The organism is Arcobacter roscoffensis (genome assembly GCF_024267655.1).
In the GTDB taxonomy this organism is placed as follows: Bacteria; Campylobacterota; Campylobacteria; order Campylobacterales; family Arcobacteraceae; genus Arcobacter_B; species Arcobacter_B roscoffensis.
The window spans coordinates 537,412-559,341 of sequence record NZ_CP100595.1 but is presented as its reverse complement, the minus strand read 5'-3'; the positions used below and the strand labels follow the sequence as shown (position 1 = coordinate 559,341).

General features: G+C 28.1%; 19 protein-coding genes. 1 reads left to right on the top strand and 18 read right to left on the bottom strand.

Going from position 1 to position 21,930, the window contains the following annotated elements; all coding sequences use genetic code 11:
• Positions 1-4: 4 nt before the first annotated feature.
• From NJU99_RS02760 to yajC, 14 genes are all read right to left on the bottom strand, one after another.
• Positions 5-1,618, bottom strand: coding sequence for a cation:proton antiporter (locus NJU99_RS02760; protein ID WP_254577212.1), 1,614 nt, complete (start codon positions 1,616-1,618; stop codon positions 5-7).
• Positions 1,619-1,630: 12 nt separating this feature from the next.
• Positions 1,631-3,745, bottom strand: coding sequence for a DEAD/DEAH box helicase (locus NJU99_RS02755; protein WP_254577211.1), 2,115 nt, complete (start codon positions 3,743-3,745; stop codon positions 1,631-1,633).
• Positions 3,732-4,169: a bactofilin family protein gene (locus NJU99_RS02750; RefSeq protein ID WP_254577210.1), complete on the bottom strand. Its 438-nt coding sequence runs from the start codon at positions 4,167-4,169 to the stop codon at positions 3,732-3,734. The genes NJU99_RS02755 and NJU99_RS02750 overlap by 14 nt, the downstream gene beginning before the upstream one ends.
• The gene (locus NJU99_RS14895) at positions 4,115-5,017 is read right to left on the bottom strand and encodes a M23 family metallopeptidase (RefSeq protein ID WP_283256436.1); all 903 of its coding nucleotides are present in this window, start codon (positions 5,015-5,017) and stop codon (positions 4,115-4,117) included. Before NJU99_RS14895 ends, NJU99_RS02750 begins: the two co-directional genes overlap by 55 nt.
• Complete coding sequence (locus NJU99_RS02740; protein WP_254577209.1) at positions 5,007-6,176, bottom strand: folylpolyglutamate synthase/dihydrofolate synthase family protein; 1,170 nt, start codon at positions 6,174-6,176, stop codon at positions 5,007-5,009. The genes NJU99_RS14895 and NJU99_RS02740 overlap by 11 nt, the downstream gene beginning before the upstream one ends.
• A gap of 5 nt (positions 6,177-6,181) precedes the next feature.
• Positions 6,182-6,718 carry an LPS assembly lipoprotein LptE gene (gene lptE / locus NJU99_RS02735; RefSeq protein WP_254577208.1) on the bottom strand — a complete coding sequence of 179 codons (537 nt, stop codon included), beginning with the start codon at positions 6,716-6,718 and terminating at the stop codon, positions 6,182-6,184.
• A 6-nt stretch (positions 6,719-6,724) separates the two neighbouring features.
• Entirely contained in the window at positions 6,725-9,190 is a 2,466-nt protein-coding gene (leuS, locus tag NJU99_RS02730; protein ID WP_254577207.1) for a leucine--tRNA ligase, read from the bottom strand.
• On the bottom strand, positions 9,190-9,534 hold the full coding sequence (locus NJU99_RS02725) for a DUF6394 family protein (RefSeq protein ID WP_254577206.1): 345 nt from the start codon (positions 9,532-9,534) through the stop codon (positions 9,190-9,192). Before NJU99_RS02725 ends, leuS begins: the two co-directional genes overlap by 1 nt.
• Before the next feature lie 91 nt (positions 9,535-9,625).
• Complete coding sequence (locus NJU99_RS02720) at positions 9,626-10,102, bottom strand: hypothetical protein (RefSeq protein WP_254577205.1); 477 nt, start codon at positions 10,100-10,102, stop codon at positions 9,626-9,628.
• A gap of 101 nt (positions 10,103-10,203) precedes the next feature.
• Entirely contained in the window at positions 10,204-11,538 is a 1,335-nt protein-coding gene (locus tag NJU99_RS02715; protein ID WP_254577204.1) for a hypothetical protein, read from the bottom strand.
• Positions 11,539-12,095: 557 nt separating this feature from the next.
• Positions 12,096-13,067: an XdhC family protein gene (locus tag NJU99_RS02710; RefSeq protein ID WP_254577203.1), complete on the bottom strand. Its 972-nt coding sequence runs from the start codon at positions 13,065-13,067 to the stop codon at positions 12,096-12,098.
• 163 nt (positions 13,068-13,230) lie between these two features.
• Complete coding sequence (gene secF, locus NJU99_RS02705) at positions 13,231-14,199, bottom strand: protein translocase subunit SecF (RefSeq protein WP_254577202.1); 969 nt, start codon at positions 14,197-14,199, stop codon at positions 13,231-13,233.
• A complete protein-coding gene (gene secD / locus NJU99_RS02700) occupies positions 14,199-15,764 on the bottom strand; it encodes a protein translocase subunit SecD (RefSeq protein WP_254577201.1) in 1,566 nt (521 codons plus the stop codon). Before secD ends, secF begins: the two co-directional genes overlap by 1 nt.
• Before the next feature lie 78 nt (positions 15,765-15,842).
• Positions 15,843-16,118, bottom strand: a complete 276-nt coding sequence (gene yajC, locus NJU99_RS02695) for a preprotein translocase subunit YajC (RefSeq protein ID WP_254577200.1) — start codon at positions 16,116-16,118, stop codon at positions 15,843-15,845.
• 28 nt (positions 16,119-16,146) lie between these two features.
• Here yajC and NJU99_RS02690 point away from each other — a divergent pair, with 28 nt between their 5' ends.
• A complete protein-coding gene (locus NJU99_RS02690; protein ID WP_254577199.1) occupies positions 16,147-17,379 on the top strand; it encodes an apolipoprotein N-acyltransferase in 1,233 nt (410 codons plus the stop codon).
• A 1-nt stretch (position 17,380) separates the two neighbouring features.
• Here NJU99_RS02690 and NJU99_RS02685 read toward each other — a convergent pair whose 3' ends face one another.
• From NJU99_RS02685 to NJU99_RS02670, 4 genes are read right to left on the bottom strand one after another with little or no spacing between them, the layout of a single operon-like run.
• Positions 17,381-19,180, bottom strand: coding sequence for an Lnb N-terminal periplasmic domain-containing protein (locus NJU99_RS02685; RefSeq protein WP_254577198.1), 1,800 nt, complete (start codon positions 19,178-19,180; stop codon positions 17,381-17,383).
• Complete coding sequence (locus NJU99_RS02680) at positions 19,164-19,604, bottom strand: DUF3015 family protein (protein WP_254577197.1); 441 nt, start codon at positions 19,602-19,604, stop codon at positions 19,164-19,166. The genes NJU99_RS02685 and NJU99_RS02680 overlap by 17 nt, the downstream gene beginning before the upstream one ends.
• Before the next feature lie 53 nt (positions 19,605-19,657).
• Positions 19,658-21,058, bottom strand: coding sequence for a CCA tRNA nucleotidyltransferase (locus tag NJU99_RS02675; protein ID WP_254577196.1), 1,401 nt, complete (start codon positions 21,056-21,058; stop codon positions 19,658-19,660).
• A complete protein-coding gene (locus NJU99_RS02670) occupies positions 21,033-21,881 on the bottom strand; it encodes a mechanosensitive ion channel family protein (protein ID WP_254577195.1) in 849 nt (282 codons plus the stop codon). Before NJU99_RS02670 ends, NJU99_RS02675 begins: the two co-directional genes overlap by 26 nt.
• Positions 21,882-21,930: the final 49 nt, after the last annotated feature.

Genomic DNA, 21,930 nt, shown 5'->3' with positions numbered 1-21,930 from the left:
CTACTTAACCTAATCTACAATACATAACCTCATCAACTACTGATTTAGCTATTTGATTCGTCTCAACAATAATATGCTCTAGATGTAAACCTTCAAGAGCTTTCTTATCTTGTTCACTTGTAACTGTAATAATTGTCTTAGCATTATGAGTTAAATCATCAATTGCATGACAAATAAGCTGTAAGGCTTCTGGGTTATTAACAGCAACAATAACAGCTGAGGCTGTTTTAATATTTACAGAGTTTAGAATATGTCTATGTGCTGCATTTCCAAAAACTATTGGCTCACCTCTTTGTTCACCTAACTGATAAAATTTCATATTATGTTCAATTACAACATAATCTTGTTCTAACATTTTAAGTTCATTTACAATAGATTGACCGAATCTTCCATATCCAAGTACTACAACATGGTTTTTCTTATCTTCATCCACATGGTGTGCTGAGTTAATCATCATAACATCTTCAGGAACAAGTTTAGCTGCTGCTTTAGATAAATTTTTCAGAATAATTGGAGTTAATACCATAGAAATTACAATAGTTACAATCAATACTTGTGAATAAGTAGGATCAACTAAATCTTTACTTCTTGCAAGTTCTAAAATTGCAAGTGAAAATTCACCAATTTGAATCAATGATAAAGCTGTTTTAAATGCAACCCTTTTATTATCTTCAAACTTCACAATTGTATAAATGATTGCATATTTCAATCCCATTAAAACTGGAAGTAAAAGAAGAATTATCCAAATATATTCACCAATTACTGTAAAGTTAATTTGCATACCCACTGTAATAAAGAACACACCTAAAAGAATATTTCTAAATGGTATTAGGTCAGCTTCAACTTGATGTTTAAACTTTGTCTCACTAATCATCATACCTGCAACAAAAGCTCCAAGTGAATAAGTAAAACCAAAATAATGAGCTAAATATGAAGAACCAATTGCAAGTAAAAGTACTGAACCTACAAAAAGCTCATCTGTTTTAGTTTTTGAAACCAATGTTAAAAATGGCTCTAATAAATACTTTCCTGAAACATAAAGCAGTGTTAATAAGATAAATGCAGCAACTAATGTTTCAAATATCATATAACCTACACTTTTATCATCACCCATAGTAAAGAAAGAAATCATAAGTAAAATAGGAATTACTGCAATATCTTGCATAATTAAAATACCTAAAACACGTCTTCCATGAGGTCTATTTATCTCTTTTGTTTCATTAAAAGTTTTAAGTACGATAGCTGTTGAAGACAAGGCAAGTGCAGCACCTATGATAACAGATGTTTCAGTAGATAGTCCAATTGCAAAGTAACATACTAAAAATACAAATGTAGCAGTAACTAGTATCTGTAAACTTCCTGTTACAAACACTTCCCTTTTCATCTTTTTTAGATGTTCAATTGAGAATTCTAATCCAATAGTAAACATTAAAAAAACAACCCCAAATTCAGCTATTTCTTTTAATGTATGGTTATTTACAGCATCATGTAATTCAAAAGCATAAGCTATAATTGTTCCTGTAAAAATATACCCAATGATAGTAGGTAAATGAAACTTTTTTAGAATTAAATTTACGATTAATGCAATTGCAATTGTTGAGACAATAATCCCTAACATCCATGTTCTCCTTTATTTATAATGCATCTGCTTATAGCCTTCAAGCCTTTTTTTGTAAGCAGAGTTTAACATAGGGTTTTTTGAGTCTAAAAAATCAATAGCTAAACACTCTTGATTTCCTCTACCAATTCTTCCTAAATATTGCACAAGTCTACCATAATATGAAATAGGTGTTACAAACATTATCGTATTTAGGTGAGGAAAGTCTATTCCCTCACCAAAATACGAAGTAGTAGCTAAAATCAAAGATGATTCTCTAACCTTATTCATATTTTCAACTTGCTCTTTTTTATTCATACTTCCATGAATACTAACATACTCTATTTTTTCTTCACATAAAAAATTTTCCAAAATATTTATATGCTCAATTCTGTCTGTAAGAATCAAAATCTTTCTAGATATATTATCTTTTATTTGCTGAATTATTAAGTTATTTCTAGCTTCATTGACACAAAGTTCATTAATTATAGTCGCATAGTTATCAGCCTCGCTTGTAAATTCTGTTCTAATTATCTTTAGTTTATTTGTATGAGTTCTTTTCTTTTTATACTCATATGCTACTTCACCTAATTGTTGAAATAAAATTGGTTGTAAGCCATCTTTTCTATTTGGGGTTGCACTTAAACCTAAGATATATTTTCCCTTAAAGTTTTTGATAATCTGCTCAAAAGTAACTGCTGGAATATGGTGACACTCATCAACTATCACAAAAGAGTATTTATTGATAATCTCAGGGGAGTTTTTTAAACTTTGCATTGTTGCAACATCTATTATTCCATTTAGTTTATTTTTTCCTTTTCCTAAATAACCTATATCTTTTTTGTTATACTCAAAGTAATCAACAAATCTCTCAATCCATTGATTTAAAAGCATATTTTTATTTACAACAATCATAGTACTAACTGCTCTTTGCTCAAACATCTTAGCACCAATTAATGTTTTTCCAAAACCAGGAGGAGCCACACAAATAGAAAAATCTGCTTTTAAAATCTGCTTTATAGCTTCATCTTGTTCAGGTCTTAAGGTAAATTTCACTTTTTTTGTATGTATTTGCTCAAAGTGTCTTTTATCATCAATAGTATATTTAACACCATTTTCATTAAAAAAGTCACATACTTTTGTTTTAAGACCTCTTGGAAGCATAAGATGACTTTCATCTTCTTCAAAGCCTTGAAGCACCCTTGGAGTATTATACAAAGGTTTTCTAAGGCTTAATAGTACTTTGATTTGAGGATTCTCAAAAGAAGCAAAAGATTTAAGTTTATTAATCAGTGATTTAGATAAGTTTTGTGTTGGAATATAAATAAAATCAAATAAAACCATTTCAATCATATTTAGAGGAAACTCTATATTCCCAAAATCTTTTTCATCATTTGCTGATGTGCTTACTTGTGAAAACTTATAAATAGTCTCTTTATTTATTTTTGAGACATTATTTAAAACCATCCATTGATCTTCATAAATTTTATTTGTATTAGTATCAATAAAAACAGTTTTATTCTTTTTTCTATAGTTTAAATGAAGTGGTAACTCTATACTATTTCCAAGGCTTGCTTTTGTAGCAAACTCACTATTTGGATAAAGCTTAGCACTTATATTTGCTTTTTTCATTACAAATTTACCAAAGTTATGTACTATTTTTGAAGAAATAGCTTCTTCAAAAAAAATCCATGCAATTAAACTATTATAAGAGTTCAATTCATAATAAGCTCTGATATTCAAAGAGTTTAAAGCAATCTGTAGTTTAAACTTATCTTCATCAAGTATTTCAAAGGCTATAAATTTTGAGTTATTATTTGAATCTATACAATAAGTTGCTAGGTGAACCAAACCTCTTAAGTGTGATTCTATATCATGGTTTGTAATAGGAAGAAAATCTTCCCCTTTAAAAGTTTGTGTTACAGGATAAAAGCCTTGTTTATCTCCATCTTTACTAATCCATTTTTTTGCATAAATATCACTTCTTGCAAGAAATAAAGATTTAAAAATATCTATTTTCTCATCTTTTGTAAAGTTCTTTTTTAACTTAGCTTCTTCTTGTATTTGAAGCTCTAAGGCTTTAATCTCATCTTCAATTTGTTTCTTTTGAGAATAAAGTACTTCTAATTTTTTCTTAAGATTTATCATGAGCAATTGCTGATGGACCAACTACAATATTATTGATTTTTTGTTCAATCTCGTTATATCTACTTTTTAATTCAGAATTTTTTCTAATTCCTCTTCCCTCAAATTTACCCTTTGGATCAATTACAAGTTCGTTATATCTCATCTCACCTATAACTCGTCCCTCTTCTAAAATCTGAACTTCATTACAATCAATTTTTCCATCAAAAAGGCCATTTACAACTAAATTATTGGCTTTTATATCTCCAATAACCTCACCTTCTGTTCCTATTGATATAACATCAGCTTCTAAAATAACACCTTCAAATTTTCCATCAATATGCACAGTACCTTTTGTACTAATACCACCTATTATACAAGTGCCTGCAGCAACTACTGTTGCTCCATTTGATGTTGATCCCTTATTAGACTTATTAAAGACTCCCATTGCACTCTCCTCTCATTTTTAAAGATGTAATCATAATTGTTTAAGTTCCATTTGATGAACTTTTTCGGATTTAAAACTTTGTTTGCATATCTTACTTCATAGTGTAAGTGAGGGCCTGAGCTTCGACCTGAGTTTCCACTAAGTCCTATAATCTCGCCTTTTTTTACTATTTGTCCAACTTTAACCATTGTTTTATTTAAGTGAGCATATACAGTTTTAAAGCCAAAGTTATGGTTTATTCTAATAACTCTTCCATAAGAACCTCTATTTGCTGCTTGAACATATTCAACTACACCATCAGCTGTAACCCTAACTGGTGTTTTTCTATTAGCAGGTATATCTAAACCTCTATGAAACTGTCTTTTTTTAGTAATAGGATGTATTCTATAACCAAAACCAGAAGATGTAGTTATCTTATCTAAAGGTTTTCCATTTGGAATAACCCTTAAAGTATATCTTCTTTTATTTATATTCATCGCTTCAAGAGTTTTTTTAGTAATCTCTTCTGTTGTAGCATCTTTATCAACACCAATTATAGTATGAATTTCATCAAGTTTTGAACTTAACTCATCAATATCTTTTATTTTACTTTTTATTTGCATAGAGTAAAATTTATTTTGAGCTACAAGTTTTTCCTCTTTTTGAGTTAAAACCTTTAATTCATTCTCTTTATCTTTTCTAACTTCATCTACTTCATTACTTAAATAAGATATAAAAGCAAAACTTCCTGCAATTATAACTAATATACCTATAATAACAAATAAAAGTATTTTTTTTATAAACTGATGTAAATTATATGACTTTGTACCTTTTATATCTGAAACAGTAATTATTAATCTATTTTTCATTAAAACCAATCATTGATAAAAATTTCTCTACAACTAAGAAAGAACCAAATACTAAATACTCTTTATTTTCGTTTATTTCTATACTTGGAATATTTATTATATTTAAATCTTTTATAATTTTCAATAAATTATTTTTTTCAACCATCCTATTATCATCAATATCTATTATAATTATCTCTTTAATTATTGGTTTTAATATTTTTAAAACTTCCTCATAATCTTTATCCGCATAAGAATTATAAATTAAAGTAATTTCTTTATTTTTAAATTCTTCTTTCAAAACCCTTGCAGCGAGGGGATTGTGCCCCACATCAATAGTGATATTTGAAGCAATTTTTTGACATCTTCCAAAAAGTTTTACATCCTCAAATAAAGATAAGTCAATATCGATGTGTAACTCTTCTAAACATTTTATAACTAAGTGTAAATTTCTTTTTAAATATGATGCAAAACTCTCTTTTAAGTTATATTTATTAAATTCTTCAAGAAATTCTATACTTATGTCTTTATTTCTTTCATCTTTAATTTGTCTTTGCACTTCAAAAGCACTTTGTTTTACACTATCATGAATTTGGTAACCAACTAGCATTTTAGTATCAACTGAACGCATTTTTGTAATAGCTATTTCTTCAACTGTATTTCCTAAGAAACTTTGATGATCTAAATCAATAGTAGTAATCAAAGATAAATCACTTGGTACTACATTTGTAGCATCAAATTCTCCTCCAAGTCCAGCTTCTAAAACTAAATAATCCATATCTTTTGATAAGTATATAGCTAGTAGTGTTGTATATTCAAAATATGTAAGTTTAGAAAGTAGTTCAATATCATATATATCTTGTAAAAATCTATGAGCTTCATCAAGTTTTAAATCACTTACATCACTTCCATTTATCCAAATTCTTTCATTAAATTTTACGATATGAGGAGAGCTGTAGTGTAGTGTTTTGTAATTTTTTTTATATAAATAGTGAGATAAGAATCTTCCAGTACTTCCTTTTCCATTTGTTCCTACAATATGTATCACAAAAGGAAGTTTTATTTCTTGACTTAAAATATCCCAAGAATTTCTTACTGTACTGAAATCTATTTTGTCATAATAAAGAGTTTTGTATTTCAAAAACTCTTCAAGATTAGCTTTTTTTAAATCTGTAGTCATAGAAACTACTTATCAAAAGAGTGTACGGCTAACTTTGATAAGAACTCATCTAAAGCATCATTTGCAGCACTTTTAATAGCTTCAAATCTTTTTGTATCTGTAATAGTTGTACCATCATCAATAGAGAAGTTATGCTCCCCTTCTAAAGAGATATTTTTTACTTGTTCATTTACTTTATTGTACTGAATATTAAGTGTAACAAGGGCTCTATAAAGTTTGTTGTACCCTTCTTTATCATACTGTAACTCTTGCATATTTACTGAACCAATTTTTATTTTCATAATAGTATCAGCTAAAGCTTCATCATATACTAAATTAGTATTCAACTTTTGAAGTAATACTTGATTTAGTGAATCTTTAATAATCACAGCATTTCTAGGGTCTTTTAAGTCTACAAATAACTTTACAAAAACCTTTTGACCTAACTCTTTTTTAGCATAATATGTTGAGGGTTTGTATCCACATCCATTTAAAATAAAAGATGTAGATAATAAAGTGAAAAGTACGAATAGTACTTTCCTTACATTATTCATACTTTTCATTATTCTTTATCCCTTTATAACTAAGTTTACTAATTTATTTGGTACTACAATCTCTTTGATTATATCTTTACCTTCAAGCCATTTAGAAGCTACTTCTTTAGCTTGAGCTAAAATATCTTCTTTTGAAGCATCAGGTGATACTTCTATTTCTGCTCTTTTCTTACCATTAATTGTAACAGCAAGTGCAATTGAATCTAAAGCAAATACTTCTTCTTTCACTTCTAAAGAGTTATTGAAGTTTTCTCTTTGGAATAAGCCATTTGCTAAATCCCAACAAGCATGAGGAATTACAGGCTCTAAAATATTTGTAAGGATGTAATAACCTTCTGCCCATACAGCTTCATTGTTTTGTGCTTGAAGTGCATTCATAGCTTCCATTGAAGCTGCAATTAAAGTATTGAAAGCATATGTTTTTTCAAATACATCATTTGACTTTTGAAGTGCTTCATATACTTTTCTTCTTGCTTCTTTTTCTTCTTTTGATAATGATGAGTGATCAATATTTTTAAACTCTTCAATACCCTTAGCCGTTACATTTGAAGCTCTTTCATAGAACTTTTTGATGAATTTAAATGAACCTTCAACAGCAGAATCATTCCACTCAAGCTCTTTTGTAGGAGGTGCAGCAAATAAAATAAACATTCTAGCTGTATCAGCTCCATATTTTTCTACGATTAAATCAGGATCAACTACATTTCCCTTAGATTTTGACATCTTAGCACCATCTTTAAGTACCATACCTTGAGTAAGTAATCTTTTAAATGGCTCTCTTGAGTTTGTATATCCTAAATCATTTAATACTTTTGTAAAAAATCTTGCATATAGAAGGTGTAAGATAGCGTGCTCAATACCACCAATGTACTGATCAACATCCATCCAGTAGTCAGAATCAGCTTTTGAAATACCCTCTTCATTCCAAACTTTTGGATTTGTTGCATATCTTAAGAAGTACCAAGAAGACTGTACAAATGTATCTAAAGTATCAGTTTCTCTTACTGCTGGTTTACCACAACATGGACAAGTTGTATGCTTCCAAGTTGGATGAGTATCAAGAGGATTTCCCTCACCTGTTATTTCAACATCTTCAGGTAAAGCAATAGGTAAGTTTTCTGATTTTTCAGCAACTAATCCACAATCATCACAGTGAACAAATGGAATTGGTGCTCCCCAATATCTTTGTCTTGAAACTCCCCAATCTCTAAGTTTGAAGTTTACTTTTTTAGTACCAATTGAGTTTTGTTCAAAATGGTAAATAATAGCTTTTTTAGCTTTTGTATTTTTAAGTCCAGTAAAGCTTTCAGAATTGATAAGCTCACCTTCCCCTGTAAATGCTTCACTTGGGTTTTCAATAAGACCTTCACTTCCTTGGATAACTTGTTTGATTGCTAAGTCATATTGACTTGCAAACTCAAAGTCTCTTTGGTCATGAGCAGGTACAGCCATTACAGCACCACCACCATAAGAAGCTAATACAAAGTTAGCAACCCATACAGGAATATTTTCGCCAGTTAAAGGATGGATTACATCAATCTCTAAAGAAACACCTTCTTTATCTTGTGTTGCTCTATCTCTTTCACTTACTTTTTGCATTGCTTTAATAGCATTGATTTTTTTCTCTGGAAGTAATTTGTTATCAACTATATATTTTACAATTGGATGTTCTGGTGCTAATGCTGAATAAGAAACACCATAAATTGTATCTGGTCTAGTTGTAAATACTGAATATTTTTTAAACTCTCTATTAAGCTTGTATCTAGAATCTTTTGATAACTCAAATTCAAACTCTAAACCTTCACTTCTTCCTATCCAGTTTTCTTGCATAGTTAAAACTTGAGAAGGCCAAGTGTCTTCTAATGAAGATAAATCATCAAGTAATTCTTGAGCATATTTAGTAATACCTACATAATATCCAGGCATCTCTTTTTGAACAACTTCAGTTCCACATCTCCAACAACAACCCTCTTCAAGTTGCTCATTTGCTAAAACTGTTAAGTCATGTGGACACCAGTTTACAGTAGTTGACTTTCTGTATAAAAGTCCTTCTTCAAACATTTTGATGATAAACTCTTGTTCCCATCTTGTGTATAATTCATCAGATGTAGCAAATTCTCTTGATTCACTAAAAGATAATCCAAGTGCTCTAAGCTCATCTCTCATGTAATCAATATTTTCATAAGTCCATTTTTTCGGATGAAGATTATGCTTAATAGCTGCATTTTCTGCTGGCATACCAAAACTATCCCATCCAATTGGATGTAAAACATTATAGTTTTCTTTTCTATAAAATCTAGCAAATGCGTCACCTAGACAGTAGTTTCTAACATGTCCCATATGGATTCTACCACTTGGATATGGAAACATACTTAAGATATATTTCTTGTCTTTTGTTTGCTCATCACTTGGTTCAAATGATTTATTTTCTGACCAAAAGTTTTGCCACTTTTGCTCAACGTGTTTTGAATTATACTCCATTAAAAGTCGTCCTTCTCTTGAATTTTTGCACTCTCAATTAAAGCTAAAGCTATTGAGAAAACGTTTGCTACTACTGCACCAATTGCAAGGGAGATAGCAAGTGGTAAGTCGTGCATGAAAGTTAATACCATAAATGCTGGAATTAGGTGTAAATCAGCAACTAATGAACTTGCCAACAACTCTGCTGCAAGAAGATTTCTAACCCCAACTTTTAGAATCGTTGATATTACATTTACTCCTGCTGCAATAAATAAAGCTATTGCATTTGGCTCATAAAGAAAACCTGCAGTTGTAGTAAGTGACATTAGTGAAAAGAAAATATAAGTTACTTTACCCCAATCCATTTTTATCCTTTTATAGTTTCTACTATTTTAATTTTAAGCAGATATACTATCTAAAAAAAGGTAAAAAATGGCTTTGGTAATGCTTTATAAGTTATTTTGAAAACTTGTGTCTAAGGCCTTTAAACATCATAAAAAAAAGATAAAGCATGATTATTTTTATAAATATCTGAACGGCTGTATATGGTGTAAAGCCATTTATCTCATACTCAAAAGGGTTAATAATATTGTGAAATAAAAGATTAAAAGTTATATCGTTTGTCACAACAAAATAAGCAATAAGTGCAACATACATAACTAAAAAATAAAACTGATTTTTTTGCATTTCAATAATACTATAAACAAAATGCCATACAAAAAAAGATACAAATACAGCTATCAAAAGTTCTTTGAATACACCTGCTTGAATATCTATCACATAAGTTCTTGAATAGTCTAAAAACTTATACTCAATAATAGAAGAGATGATTTCAAATACAAAAATCCAAGTAAGAGCTAAGAACCAATCTGTACCATGTTTTGAAGTAAAACCATTAAATTGATACAAAAATCCTTGTTTATTTTTTTCCATAATTAACTCCGGTTAATAATATATAAATATTTCATTAGTATTTTATATGAAATAAGTTTAAAGCCCAATATCATGGGCTTTGTGACTTTTTATGTTATTGACTATTTTCTTCTTGTGTTTTGTCTTATAGAGATAATAAACTGGTAGATTAAGTATGCAATTATTATTCTGTAAAGTAACTCAAAGAAGCTAATCTTTTCATTTTGTGTTACTATTGAAAAAGGATTGACATTATTAGAAAATAAGAATAATTTCCAGTCACCTGTAATAAAACTATAAAAAAAATAAAATATACAACTTATAAAAATAAAAAAAATAGATTTATTTAGAATTTTAAATTTAAATGTTATTAACCAAATAACTAAACCAATAAAGAAGGTAATAAAAATACAAATACTTAATTCATTAATCTCTATAAACTTTTCATATAGAATAACATCTTTGTATATCTCAAAAAATGAAATATCAACTATTTTAGTACTCATAATATTTATATAACTATAAAAAGAATATATAAAAGTAAATATAATAATCCAAAATAAAGTTAATAACCAGTTTTGTGAATGATTTGAAGCTAAACCATGAGTTTTAAAAACAAGCCATTCAAAAAAGTTTTTTGAAGGTTTTAATTCTTCTTCTCTTTTTTGCATTTCAATTGCATAAAATTTATTTGCTTCAATGATATTATTTTGCTGTTCAAAAGAGTCTTTTATAATTCTTGCAGTTTCACGATTTGATACATCAATCTTAGAATCTATAAAATTAACTTCTTTTCTAAAAAAACTATTATCTATAGTAAAATTATTTACTGTGATATTATTCATTAATGATGTATCATTAAAGCGACAATGAATTAAATCTAATTTTTGATAAAATTTTGTATCAATAAGAGAGCATATTTTATTAAAAACAATATTCCTAAAAGATATACTTTTTTGTACTTCGCAACCTTCAAATAAAAAATCATTTTTAAAAACCATTCTAGAAAAACTAATCTTCTCATCAAACTTGCACCTATAAAATCTAATATTTTTAGATTTGAAAATATACTCAAGATTAATAATTCCTAAAAACTCACAATTTTCAAAATTTAAATTTAGTCCTTCATCTTTATTAAAGTCGATATGTTCATTAATTGCATAAAAAGGTGAACTATTATCAATTGAACAAGGGAAAATTACCCTATCAAATAAATAAGAATGGAATTCCTTATTATCTTCTTCTGACATTTTTCGTATTTCATCAATATCAATATCAACACTATTTAGGTTTTCAATATTTTCGTCTATAATTTCCCAAAATAATTTTATTTTATTTTCTGATTTTTCCCAGTTTTTTTTATCATTTTCTGATTCATACCAATCTTTTTTTTCACAGTGTAAAATACATTTACCATTTTCATATTCATCTAACTCACAATCTTTTACATTACACATTTTACTTACTTTCATATTTAAATAATTAGTTATATTTTATCTTTTTACTCTTATTTGTAGTTTTCTTCATATTCTTTTTTTAGAAAAAAGAAACAAAAAATCGTGAGCAGAGTTTGTAAATAGCTAAAAAATATATCGAAATTCTAAAATTTGAAAACTCAGTTCGTACCTCACCTCAGACAGTTCAAATTTCTTTACGAATTTAGATAGATTTTTCTTAACGCTATTTTCAAAATGCTCACACTTTTGAAGAAGGAATAGCTTTGTATTTTGGGGATAAGATTTTGTGATTGATGAGCGTAAAGAAATTTAAGCTGTTAGAGCGACAGCGAGTTTTTAAATTTTAGCGAAGATTGAACAAAATCCCCAAAAATACAATTTGCGATAGGATTTCTTTTTCCTAGTTTTTCTTATAAAAGAAAAAGTAGAAAGCATCCTATTTATTAAAAGTATGAACACAAAGAGATACTTCCTCTTTGTATTAGTTTTCAAAAAACTAAAAAGAAAACCCCAATTTCCAAACTAAAGCAAAATATGCAAACATAAAAAGTACAAAACTAATTAAATTCATGTTCTTTTCCTTTCTCATCTTTTCTTCTATTTTGAACCAAAGCACAGACTTTAAATGCTGCTGTTTCTATACTGTCATATTGAGCTTTACTTATATGATGAACTCTTTTATCTTCTATGATATTTTCTTCCATATGATATTCATCGATTATCTGTTTTACTTTTTTATTAGAGTTTAAAATAGCAATATGACTTACATTTAAACCAAGTGCAGCTTTTATATATTCTTTATTAGAACTTGCATTTATCACAACTACGGCATCAAACTCTTTTTCTTTTAGTTTATATGCACTCTCATATGAATCAAGTATTAAAAGTTCATCAGCGAGTTTATAGTTTCTGAAGTTTTTACCTCTTATATCACAAACTGTTGTATGCCACCCAAGATAGTTTGAAACTTTAACTAACTCTTCACTTTGTTTTGACACTCCAAATATAAAAAGTTTTAAAGGAGTTTCTATTCTTTGATAAAATAGATTCTTGTTTGTATTAAAATGGTTATCTTTTTCATCAAAATTTGGGAAAAAACAATATGCATTTTTATGCTTAATTGACCTTACTAAAGTATTATTTATTCCTTTTTGTGAGTTTTCAAAAGCTTCACCGATACAAGCATAATCATCCTCATAATAAAATGGCTCGACCCAACATTTCACATAACTATCATTTAAAAAATCTTTCTCCCATGTGTGAACCACACTACTTTCACTTTTTAAATCAAAGATTACATATCTACCTTGTCTTGATTTTATTACATCATCAACTAAAGTTAAGATATAGTTTTCTAATCTTTTTAGATTGTCAAAACCTATAGTTTCAAAGTTACTATTTACAAACATTGAGTATTCACTTTTTTGATATGAACTATTTTTGTAATCTAAGATATTGATACAAACTATGTCATTTCTATTTTGTTTTGACTTTTGTAAAAATTTTATATTTTGTTTGTTACTAAACATTTTATAATTACCCTATTTATTTTCTTAAAGTAATTATAAAATAAGTTTATAGCTTTGTTATAGCCCATAAATAGCCTAAATATAGCCTCTGTATACATAGTATACAAATAAAAAAAGGGAAGAGTAAAAACTCTTCCCTTTTTAAAATCAAAACAAAACTATATTAAACTGTACCCTGCTCGTACATAGCTCTTAGCTTATCTTTTTCTTTTTGTTTTTTTAATTTTTCTGCTTCTTTAGCTCTATAATCAGAAATTGAGAATTTTAACTGAACTAAGAATGATGCAGCAATAAAAATAGATGAATAAGTACCTACAATAATACCTACAAGCATTGTAAATGCGAATCCATTGATAATCTCTCCACCAAATAAATAAAGTGTTACAACAACAAAGAATGTTGTTAATGACGTAAGTGTTGTTCTAGAAAGTGTTTTACTTACTGATTCATTTACAACTTTATCAAGAATACTCTCTTTAGATGTTTGAACTCCCTCTCTAATTCTATCAAATACAATAATTGTATCGTTTAGAGAATATCCAAGGATCGTAAGAATAGCTGCTAAAATATCTAAGTTTACCTCTACACCCACAAGTGCAATAGCTCCCAATGCAATAGTAACATCATGTGCTAAAGCCAAAATAGAAGCTACGGCAAATCTCCATTCAAATCTAAATGATACATAAATCAAAATTACTATAAGAGATAAACCTAAAGCCATTAAACCTTTTTCTCTTAGTTCATTACCAACTTTAGGTCCAACCATGTCAACTCTTCTTACTTCAAAGCTTCCAGTTGAATCTAAGATTTTGTGCATTTCATCACTAATATCATTTGCAATATCAGGAGATGTATTTGTAATTCTAATTACAACTTCTTCAGGAGTTCCAAACTCAGTAATAGATGAACCTTTGTATTTAGTTTCATTTAAAACATCTCTTATTTTATCAATAGGAGCTTTTTGCTCATATTGAACTTGAACTAAAGTACCACCAGCAAAGTCAATACCAAAGTTAAGACCTTTTGTAAATAGTATTACAAGTGAAGCAATAACAAGAAGTGAAGAGAACCCTAAAAAAGGAAGTCTCTTACCCATAAAGTTATAAATTTTATCTGATTTAAAAAATTCCATTATTTAACTCCAAACCATTTTTTTAAGTCTTTATCTTTTGAGATTTTACTAGCTAAGGCTTCATAAATACCATGAGTACCTAAAATTGCAGTTAACATAGAAGCTAAAATACCAATAGAAATTGTAATAGCAAATCCTTTAATAGGACCTGTTCCATATGCATATAAAATCACAGCAACTAAAAGTGTAGTGATATTTGCATCTAAAATAGCTCTCATTGCATTTGAATATCCATCTTCAATTGCTTTTGGTACAGAAACACCTTGCTTTAATAACTCTCTAATTCTCTCACCAATAATTACATTGGCATCAACTGCCATACCTACAGTTAATACAATACCTGCCATACCAGGAAGTGTAAGAGTTGCTCCAAACATTGCCATTACAGAAATGATAATAAAAATATTTGTAACAAGTGCAATATTTGCAATGATACCTGCTCTTCTATAGTAAACAATCATGAAGATAAATACTATAATAAATCCAGAAACTAAAGCAATAGTAGAAGCTTTAATAGAATCAGCACCAAGTGATGGTCCTACACTTCTTTTCTCTAAAAGTTTAACAGATGCTGGTAAAGCACCACTTCTTAAAGCAATTGCAACATTTCCAGCTTCTTGTACAGTAAATCCACCTGAGATTTGACCACTTCCACCACCAATTCTTTCTCTGATATTTGGAGCTGAGTAAACTTTTCCATCTAAAACAACAGCTAATCTACTACCTACATTTTTACCTGTAAAGTCACCAAAAATTCTAGCTCCACTTGAATTTAGTGTAAAGTTAATAATTGGCTGGTTTGCTGTATCAAATGCAACTTGTGCATCTATTACTTGAGAACCACTTAAAATAGGTATTTCTTTTACAAGGTATTTAACTGCTGCATTTTTTGTATCTTCTAAGATAATATCACCATATTGAGAAGCCTCTGCCTCACTCATAGTATATACTTGATCAGCTCTTACTTCATCAATAGCCATAAGTTCTAAGTTTGCAGGTTTTGAGATAAGTTCTCTTGCAGCTTTTTCATCTTCTGCTGTTTTAATACCTGGTAATTGAACAACAATATCAGTAGTACCTTGTCTTACAACTGTAGGCTCTGCTAAACCAAACTGATCAAGTCTATTTCTAATAGTCTCAACAGCTTGAGATACTGATAAGTCTTTTGTTCTTTCAATTTCTTCACTTGTTAGTTTTACAGTATAATCTGTATTTACTTTTGAAATTTCAAGACCTTTAATCTTGGCTAACATTTCATCCATTCTAGCTAATTCATCAGGGTCTAAAACTGTAAATGTAATAGATTCTTCATCAATAGCTAAACTATCTATTAAAATATCTTCATCATCTGTAAAATATTTAACTGAAGTTGCTATTGTTTTGATTTTAGATGTTACTGCTTCATGTGTATTAACACCTAAAAGCATATGTAATCCACCTTGTAAATCAAGTCCTAATGAGATTTTTTTACCGCTATCTGTTTGCATAAGTGAGGGAATTGAAAAAACAACACCAAAAATAATACTTAATGCAAATATTATAAGTCTATAATTAAAGATTTTCAATCTTAATCCTTAGTAAGGGGGGTTTGAATTTTTAAAGATAAAACATGTAAGAAACTTACATGTCTTAAAAAAAGATTATTAGTCTTCTAAAAGTTTAGCTACGAACTCTCTGATTAATTTCATTTCAGTTCCATCACTATTTTTCACTACAAAGTAGTCATCTTCTACTTTAGTTACTTCTACCATTAAGCCTCCATTTGTTACAATCTTATCACCTTTTTTAAGATTACTAACCATTTCTTTATGCGTTTTCGCTTGTTTCTGTTGTGGTCTTATAATCAAAAAGTAAAAAATTGCAAATAATGCAACAAGGGGTAGTAATGAGCTTATTAAATCAGCACTTGAACCTTCCATCAAAATTCCTTTTCAAAAGTAGTTTAGTATGTTTTTAGTAAAACGCGATAATTTTAACAAAAACTTTATAATAAAAGGCTTCACTACGTCTATATTATTAAGTGCTTTTATATACTTAAGTCATTTTAATATTGAATATCTTGCCTTAAATTCTATTTTAGGTGTTTTAGCTATTTATTTTTTAGTAACAATTCCTAGAAAATCACTTTTTATTACAGGTTTTACAACAGGTATTTTTTGGTTTTATTGGATTGCTGTATCTTTACAATATTATGAGCTTACATACCTAGTTCCGGTACTTCTAATAGTTATAGGGCTTGCTTATGGAATTTTATTTTCACTATTTGGATTAATCAATAATATTTTATATAGAGTAATAGCAATTTTTGCATTTACTTTTATAGCACCTTTTGGTTTTAATTGGATGAAATTTGAACTTTTATTTATAGATTCATATTTTAATACCACAAAAGAGAGTTTTGCTCTAATTTTAGCAGCAGTTTTAATGGCTTCACAACTAAAAAGATTAAAAATCTTAGCTTTAGTTCCACTTTTTATTGCATTTCAATCTCCACAGGGAGAAATAATTGATAATCCAAATCTTGATATTCATCTATCACAATTTAATATTCCTCAAGATTTAAAATGGAAAAAAGAAAATAGAAACACTCTAATAAATAAGAATTTAAATGAAATAGATAAAGCAATATCTTTAAATAAAGACCTTGTAGTTTTACCTGAGACTTCAATTCCAATAGTTTTAAATAATCAAAGAGATCTATTAAATTTCCTAAAAGAAAAGTCTTATGAGATTACTATTTTTACAGGTGGATTATACTTAGAAGATCAAAAAATTTATAATGCAACTTATCTTTTCTCAAAAGGAGAAGTTCAAATAGCAAAAAAAGTTGTATTAGTTCCTTTTGGAGAAGAAATACCACTTCCAAAGTTTTTTGTTGATTTAATCAATAATACTTTTTATGGAGGTGCTTCTGATTATTCAAAAGCTTCGAAAGCAACTGATTTTATAATAAATGGAACAAAAATAAGAAATGCTATTTGTTATGAGGCAACTACTGATAAGATATTTGAAAACTTAAATGATACAAAATACATGATAGCTATTTCAAATAATGCTTGGTTTACCCCATCAACTGAGCCAACTTTACAAAAGCTACTTATGAAATACTATGCCAAAAAATATGGGGTAACTATTTTCCATGTTGTAAATGGAAGCCAAAATTATGTAATAAGACCTTGATTTAAAAATAGTAAAACAAAGAGAAAGAACTAATATCTCTTTGTTTTATTAAATTGTCATTTATATATTTCAAATTTAAAGATAAATTTTCATCTATTTTATAAGTTGAAAAAACTTCAAAGTTTCTATTTTTAAAGCCTTTATTATACTTGTCATATTCATAAGATAAACCTAGTTTTATATCTTCAAATTTATTCGCAACAAAACCAATTTTTGAACCTAAAGAAAGTAAATTATCCCCTAACTTATTGTATGCCTTTGATTGTCCTAAAGCATAAATAAAATAGTTTTCATTTCCATAAGTCACTCCAAAACTAGGTTTTAGTTTCATATAATCCTCTTGACTTTTAAATCTTTCATAAGAAAGTTCAATTCCCCAAGATAGAGGTTTAAATAATTCATCTCTTTTTGATAAGGAACTAATATCTAATATTTTAAACTTATCAATAAAAACTCTATCATCATCTTTTTTTAGATTTAAATCAAAGAAGTCTATATAAGCACCATCTAAATATCCATAAGAGATATCATAGATATTACTATATACAGGCTTACCAGATAGTTCATAAGTTTTATCACTATTATAAGTTAAACTTACTCTTGCTGAATCATGAGAAAAAAGAGGATTACTAGCTTTTTTTATTTCATAATCTGAAACAATTGATATTTTACTTCTTTGTTTTAAAAGTTTTAAATATTTTTTTAAATAATCTTTCTTTTCTATTTTATTCTTACTTCTCAAATATTGAGTATATTCAATTTTTAAGTCTAAGTATGCTGCTTTATCTTTTAAACTTAAGCTTGTTGGTAATTCTTTATTCTCTTTTACAAAGCTTTTTATATAGTTCTTATTTAAAATCTCATTATCTAAAATATGTTTCATTTTTGTCATTTTAGAGTATCTATAATCGGACTGTTTTATCAAATCATATTTCTTTAATATTTTTATTGTGTCAAGAGGTGCTGCTTTTAGATAGAAATTGTTAACAAGTTCTAAATCATCTCTTGCAACTTCAAGTAACCAAAGAAGATTATATGAACAATTTTCTAAAAAAAAGTAGTAAAATGAGTATGCATCTTTTAGTTCATAAGAGTGTAAAGCTATTTTTTCTACTTCTTCTTGGCTTAGGTCTAGTTTATATTCCCAAATATCTCTTTGCTCTAAATTACTATACTCTTTTATCTTTTTATAGTAAGGTAGTATTGAATATTTTCCTTTATAACCACCAAACAAACCTTTATATGCAAAAATCAAACCATTTGTTTCTTCTGTTTGTGCTGCATAATTTACAGCATTACCAAGTAAAGGTGTTTTTTCATCCCCTGACAATCTTAAAAAGGTATGTCCATACATTGAAGCAGGAGAATTTATATGAGATGTAGGGAAAATAAGGCTTGCAAATTTTGCATTTATTTCTTTTAGATATAAATCTAAATCTTTACATTGATATTTTTTTATTTTACTTTCAAGATTAGGTATTTTTTCTTTTAACCATTTTACTCTTAGAGGGAACCTACATAAAGTATTATTTGTACCATTTTGTAATGAGTCTATAGTTTCTAATAATTCTTCTTTTAAATTAGTTTTTCCATTTTTTGAAATAAAAAAATTATTAGAATCTACTTCACTTTTACCATTTTTATAATGTAAAAGTTTTGACCAATATGAATCATTATAAAGTTTATTTTTTTTGATAAAATCTTCTGTAGCAGTAGAAGAAAATGAGTATGAAATAAATAAAGAACTAAGAAGTATTATCTTAGTTACTTTATTTAAAAAAGAATTACATATACTTAGCAATAGAATCAATTACTGTAGAAGATGTAACATTTTCACTTGCATAAATGTTTGAAAAGTTAGATTTTAATTTTGCACTAAATGTAGAAGAATCTTGAACATTCATTAATTTAGCAACAGTATTTAAAGTTTCACCTTTACCTGCTGAAATATCTAAAGCTAATTCATCCATGTTATCAGCAACAAATTTATTTAATTTGTCATTTGAAGCAAAGTTAGCTGGTTGAGAACAATTTAATGTACCTGATGAAATACCAAAAGTTTGGTTACCAGAAGTACCATTTGTAGTTGCTGCAAGAACTTGCATTACAGTTGTACTTTGATCTTTAATTAAAACTGAACCTAATCCACAACCTGTATTTGAATTAGCAAATGCAGATGAACTTAATGCTGCAACAGCAATAGTACTTAATAATAATTTTTTCATTTAAATCCTTTTTTATAATTATTGAATTATAACTTTATAAACTATAAATATACTTAAATTATTTCTTTAATTTTTCCTAAAATCTTCTCTTTTTCTAGGTTCTCATCTATTTGTAAATCCATAGCATAATCCAAAATAGTTTTAAACTCTTTTGAGGGTTTTAATCCTAAAGCTATTAAATCTCTTCCTTGAACTAAAGGTTTTAAAGCTTCATTTTCTATATTTAACTCTTTTGCTTTTTCTAAAAGCCAAAAAGTTGCTTTGGGACACTTCTCCTTATCTTTTATGTCTCTTCCCAAACAATCAGCAAGACAAACTAAACATAAATCCTCAATATTCACTTTTAAAGATAATCTCTTTACAGCTTTTAATGATGACTCTGCAAGATATAATTGAAAAGGTGCTAAATGATTTTTCACAAGTGGTGTAATTAAATCTATAAACTTCTTTTCATTAGTAAGTTTAGATAAAAAGATAATAGTTGGTTCTATTCCTAAAACCTCATGCTTATGAGAAGTTACTCTTCCCTCATCAGTAGTTTGGGTACAAAATGGCTTTCCTAAATCATGGCAAAGAATTGCGTAAAATAAATAGAGTTTTCTATATTCATCTTTTATCTTAGACTCTTCTAAAATTCTAGAGAGTTCATCTACTGTCATTAGAGTGTGAATCCATACATCACCCTCAGGATGATACTCTTTGTCTTGTATACAGCCTTTTAAAGCTTCTAATTCAGGAAAATATTTTAATACTCCTAAAGTATTTAAAAGTTCTAAGCCTATTGAGGGTTTTGGTGACTTTAAAAATAGTTTTTTAAACTCTTCATAAACTCTCTCTTTTGCTAACTCTTCTAAATCACCTCGTTGAACCATTTGTTTACATAGTTGTGAAGTTTTTTTATCTAAAGTTAAATCAAACCTAGAACAAAACTGAACTGCTCGATATACTCTTAAGGGATCCTCTACAAAAGTCTCATCTTTTATATGTCTAAGAACTTTATTTTCTAAATCTTTTATTCCATTGTTTGGGTCTAAAAATTTCTTTTCAAAGAAATCATAGGCAATTGAGTTTATAGTAAAATCTCTTCTTAAACTAGCCTTGTCATATTCTAGGTTTTTATCATTTATAACTTCAAAGCCTTTATGTCCAGAAGCTATTTTTTTCTCTAATCTTGCAAGCGCAAAGTCAAAATCAAAAGAATCAATTTTTAAAGTTAGTACTCCAAAGGATTTGCCAACTTGTTTTACATTTCCAAAACGCTTTAGTATTGATTCTACTTCATTTAAAGTATCAATACCAAAAAGTTCTACATCATAATCTTTACAGGGGATATCTAAAAGGGAGTCTCTAACACAACCACCAACAAGAAGAGGCTTTATTTTCTCTTCTTGTAGTGCGATTAGAATTTGTTTTAATACCTTAGGTATCTTAATCGTTGTTGTGGTGATGAACATCTTGTTGTGGATAAGGAATAGAAATTCCTTCTTGGTCAAATCTTAATTTAACTGTTTCTGTTAAATCAAATTTAACTCCCCAGTAATCAGGTGTTTTAACCCAAGCTCTAACTACAAAGTTTACAGAAGAGTCAGCAAGTTCTGAAACTGCTACTGTTACACCTTTGTCTAGTAAAACTTTTTCATTCGAATTGATAATATCATTTAAAACATCTTTTGCTTTTTTAATATCATCATCATAACCAATACCTACAACTAAATCAACTCTTCTTGTATCATGTGCATTTACATTTGTGATAGAACCACTTGTTATAGCACCATTTGGAACAATGATACTTTGATTATCAGGAGTTGTAAATACAGAGTTAAAAATTCCTACTTCTGTTACAGTTCCAGATACACCAGCAGCACTTACAAAATCACCAACTCTAAAAGGCTTGAATAAAATAATCATAACACCTGATGCGAAGTTTCCTAATGAATCTTTTAATGCAAGACCAATAGCTAAACCAGCAGCACCTAAGATTGCTAAGAATGAAGTAGTTTCAACACCAAGTTCTGATAATGCTGTTAAGATAACAACAATCATTAAAGCATAATAAACGATATTTTCTAGAAACTTAACTAGAGTTTCATCCATACCTTTTACTTTTCTTAATAACTTTCCTAAAACTGCTACTATTCTATTTACAATCCATTTTCCAACTAAAAATATTAAAATTGCCATTAAAAGTGAAAAAACATACCCACCTAAAATCTCAACTATATTCTCTGGGATATATGAACTAAACTTGTTAGTTACTTCATTAACTTTGTTTTCCAAATGTTTTCCTTTAAATAATTTATGAAATTATAACATAAATAAGTTTAAA

Bases quoted from the DNA above. Each gene is read 5' to 3' on its own strand.
- NJU99_RS14895 (WP_283256436.1), bottom strand. From the start codon at position 5,017: ATGAAAAATAGATTAATAATTACTGTTTCAGATATAAAAGGTACAAAG.
- yajC (WP_254577200.1), bottom strand. From the start codon at position 16,118: ATGGAAGGTTCAAGTGCTGATTTAATAAGCTCATTACTACCCCTTGTT.
- NJU99_RS02690 (WP_254577199.1), top strand. From the start codon at position 16,147: ATGTTTTTAGTAAAACGCGATAATTTTAACAAAAACTTTATAATAAAA.
- NJU99_RS02675 (WP_254577196.1), bottom strand. From the start codon at position 21,058: ATGTTCATCACCACAACAACGATTAAGATACCTAAGGTATTAAAACAA.
- NJU99_RS02680 (WP_254577197.1), bottom strand. From the start codon at position 19,604: ATGAAAAAATTATTATTAAGTACTATTGCTGTTGCAGCATTAAGTTCA.
- NJU99_RS02750 (WP_254577210.1), bottom strand. From the start codon at position 4,169: ATGGGAGTCTTTAATAAGTCTAATAAGGGATCAACATCAAATGGAGCA.
- NJU99_RS02740 (WP_254577209.1), bottom strand. From the start codon at position 6,176: ATGACTACAGATTTAAAAAAAGCTAATCTTGAAGAGTTTTTGAAATAC.
- NJU99_RS02725 (WP_254577206.1), bottom strand. From the start codon at position 9,534: ATGGATTGGGGTAAAGTAACTTATATTTTCTTTTCACTAATGTCACTT.
- lptE (WP_254577208.1), bottom strand. From the start codon at position 6,718: ATGAAAAGTATGAATAATGTAAGGAAAGTACTATTCGTACTTTTCACT.
- NJU99_RS02710 (WP_254577203.1), bottom strand. From the start codon at position 13,067: ATGTTTAGTAACAAACAAAATATAAAATTTTTACAAAAGTCAAAACAA.
- NJU99_RS02720 (WP_254577205.1), bottom strand. From the start codon at position 10,102: ATGGAAAAAAATAAACAAGGATTTTTGTATCAATTTAATGGTTTTACT.
- secF (WP_254577202.1), bottom strand. From the start codon at position 14,199: ATGGAATTTTTTAAATCAGATAAAATTTATAACTTTATGGGTAAGAGA.
- leuS (WP_254577207.1), bottom strand. From the start codon at position 9,190: ATGGAGTATAATTCAAAACACGTTGAGCAAAAGTGGCAAAACTTTTGG.
- NJU99_RS02755 (WP_254577211.1), bottom strand. From the start codon at position 3,745: ATGATAAATCTTAAGAAAAAATTAGAAGTACTTTATTCTCAAAAGAAA.
- NJU99_RS02715 (WP_254577204.1), bottom strand. From the start codon at position 11,538: ATGTGTAATGTAAAAGATTGTGAGTTAGATGAATATGAAAATGGTAAA.
- NJU99_RS02760 (WP_254577212.1), bottom strand. From the start codon at position 1,618: ATGTTAGGGATTATTGTCTCAACAATTGCAATTGCATTAATCGTAAAT.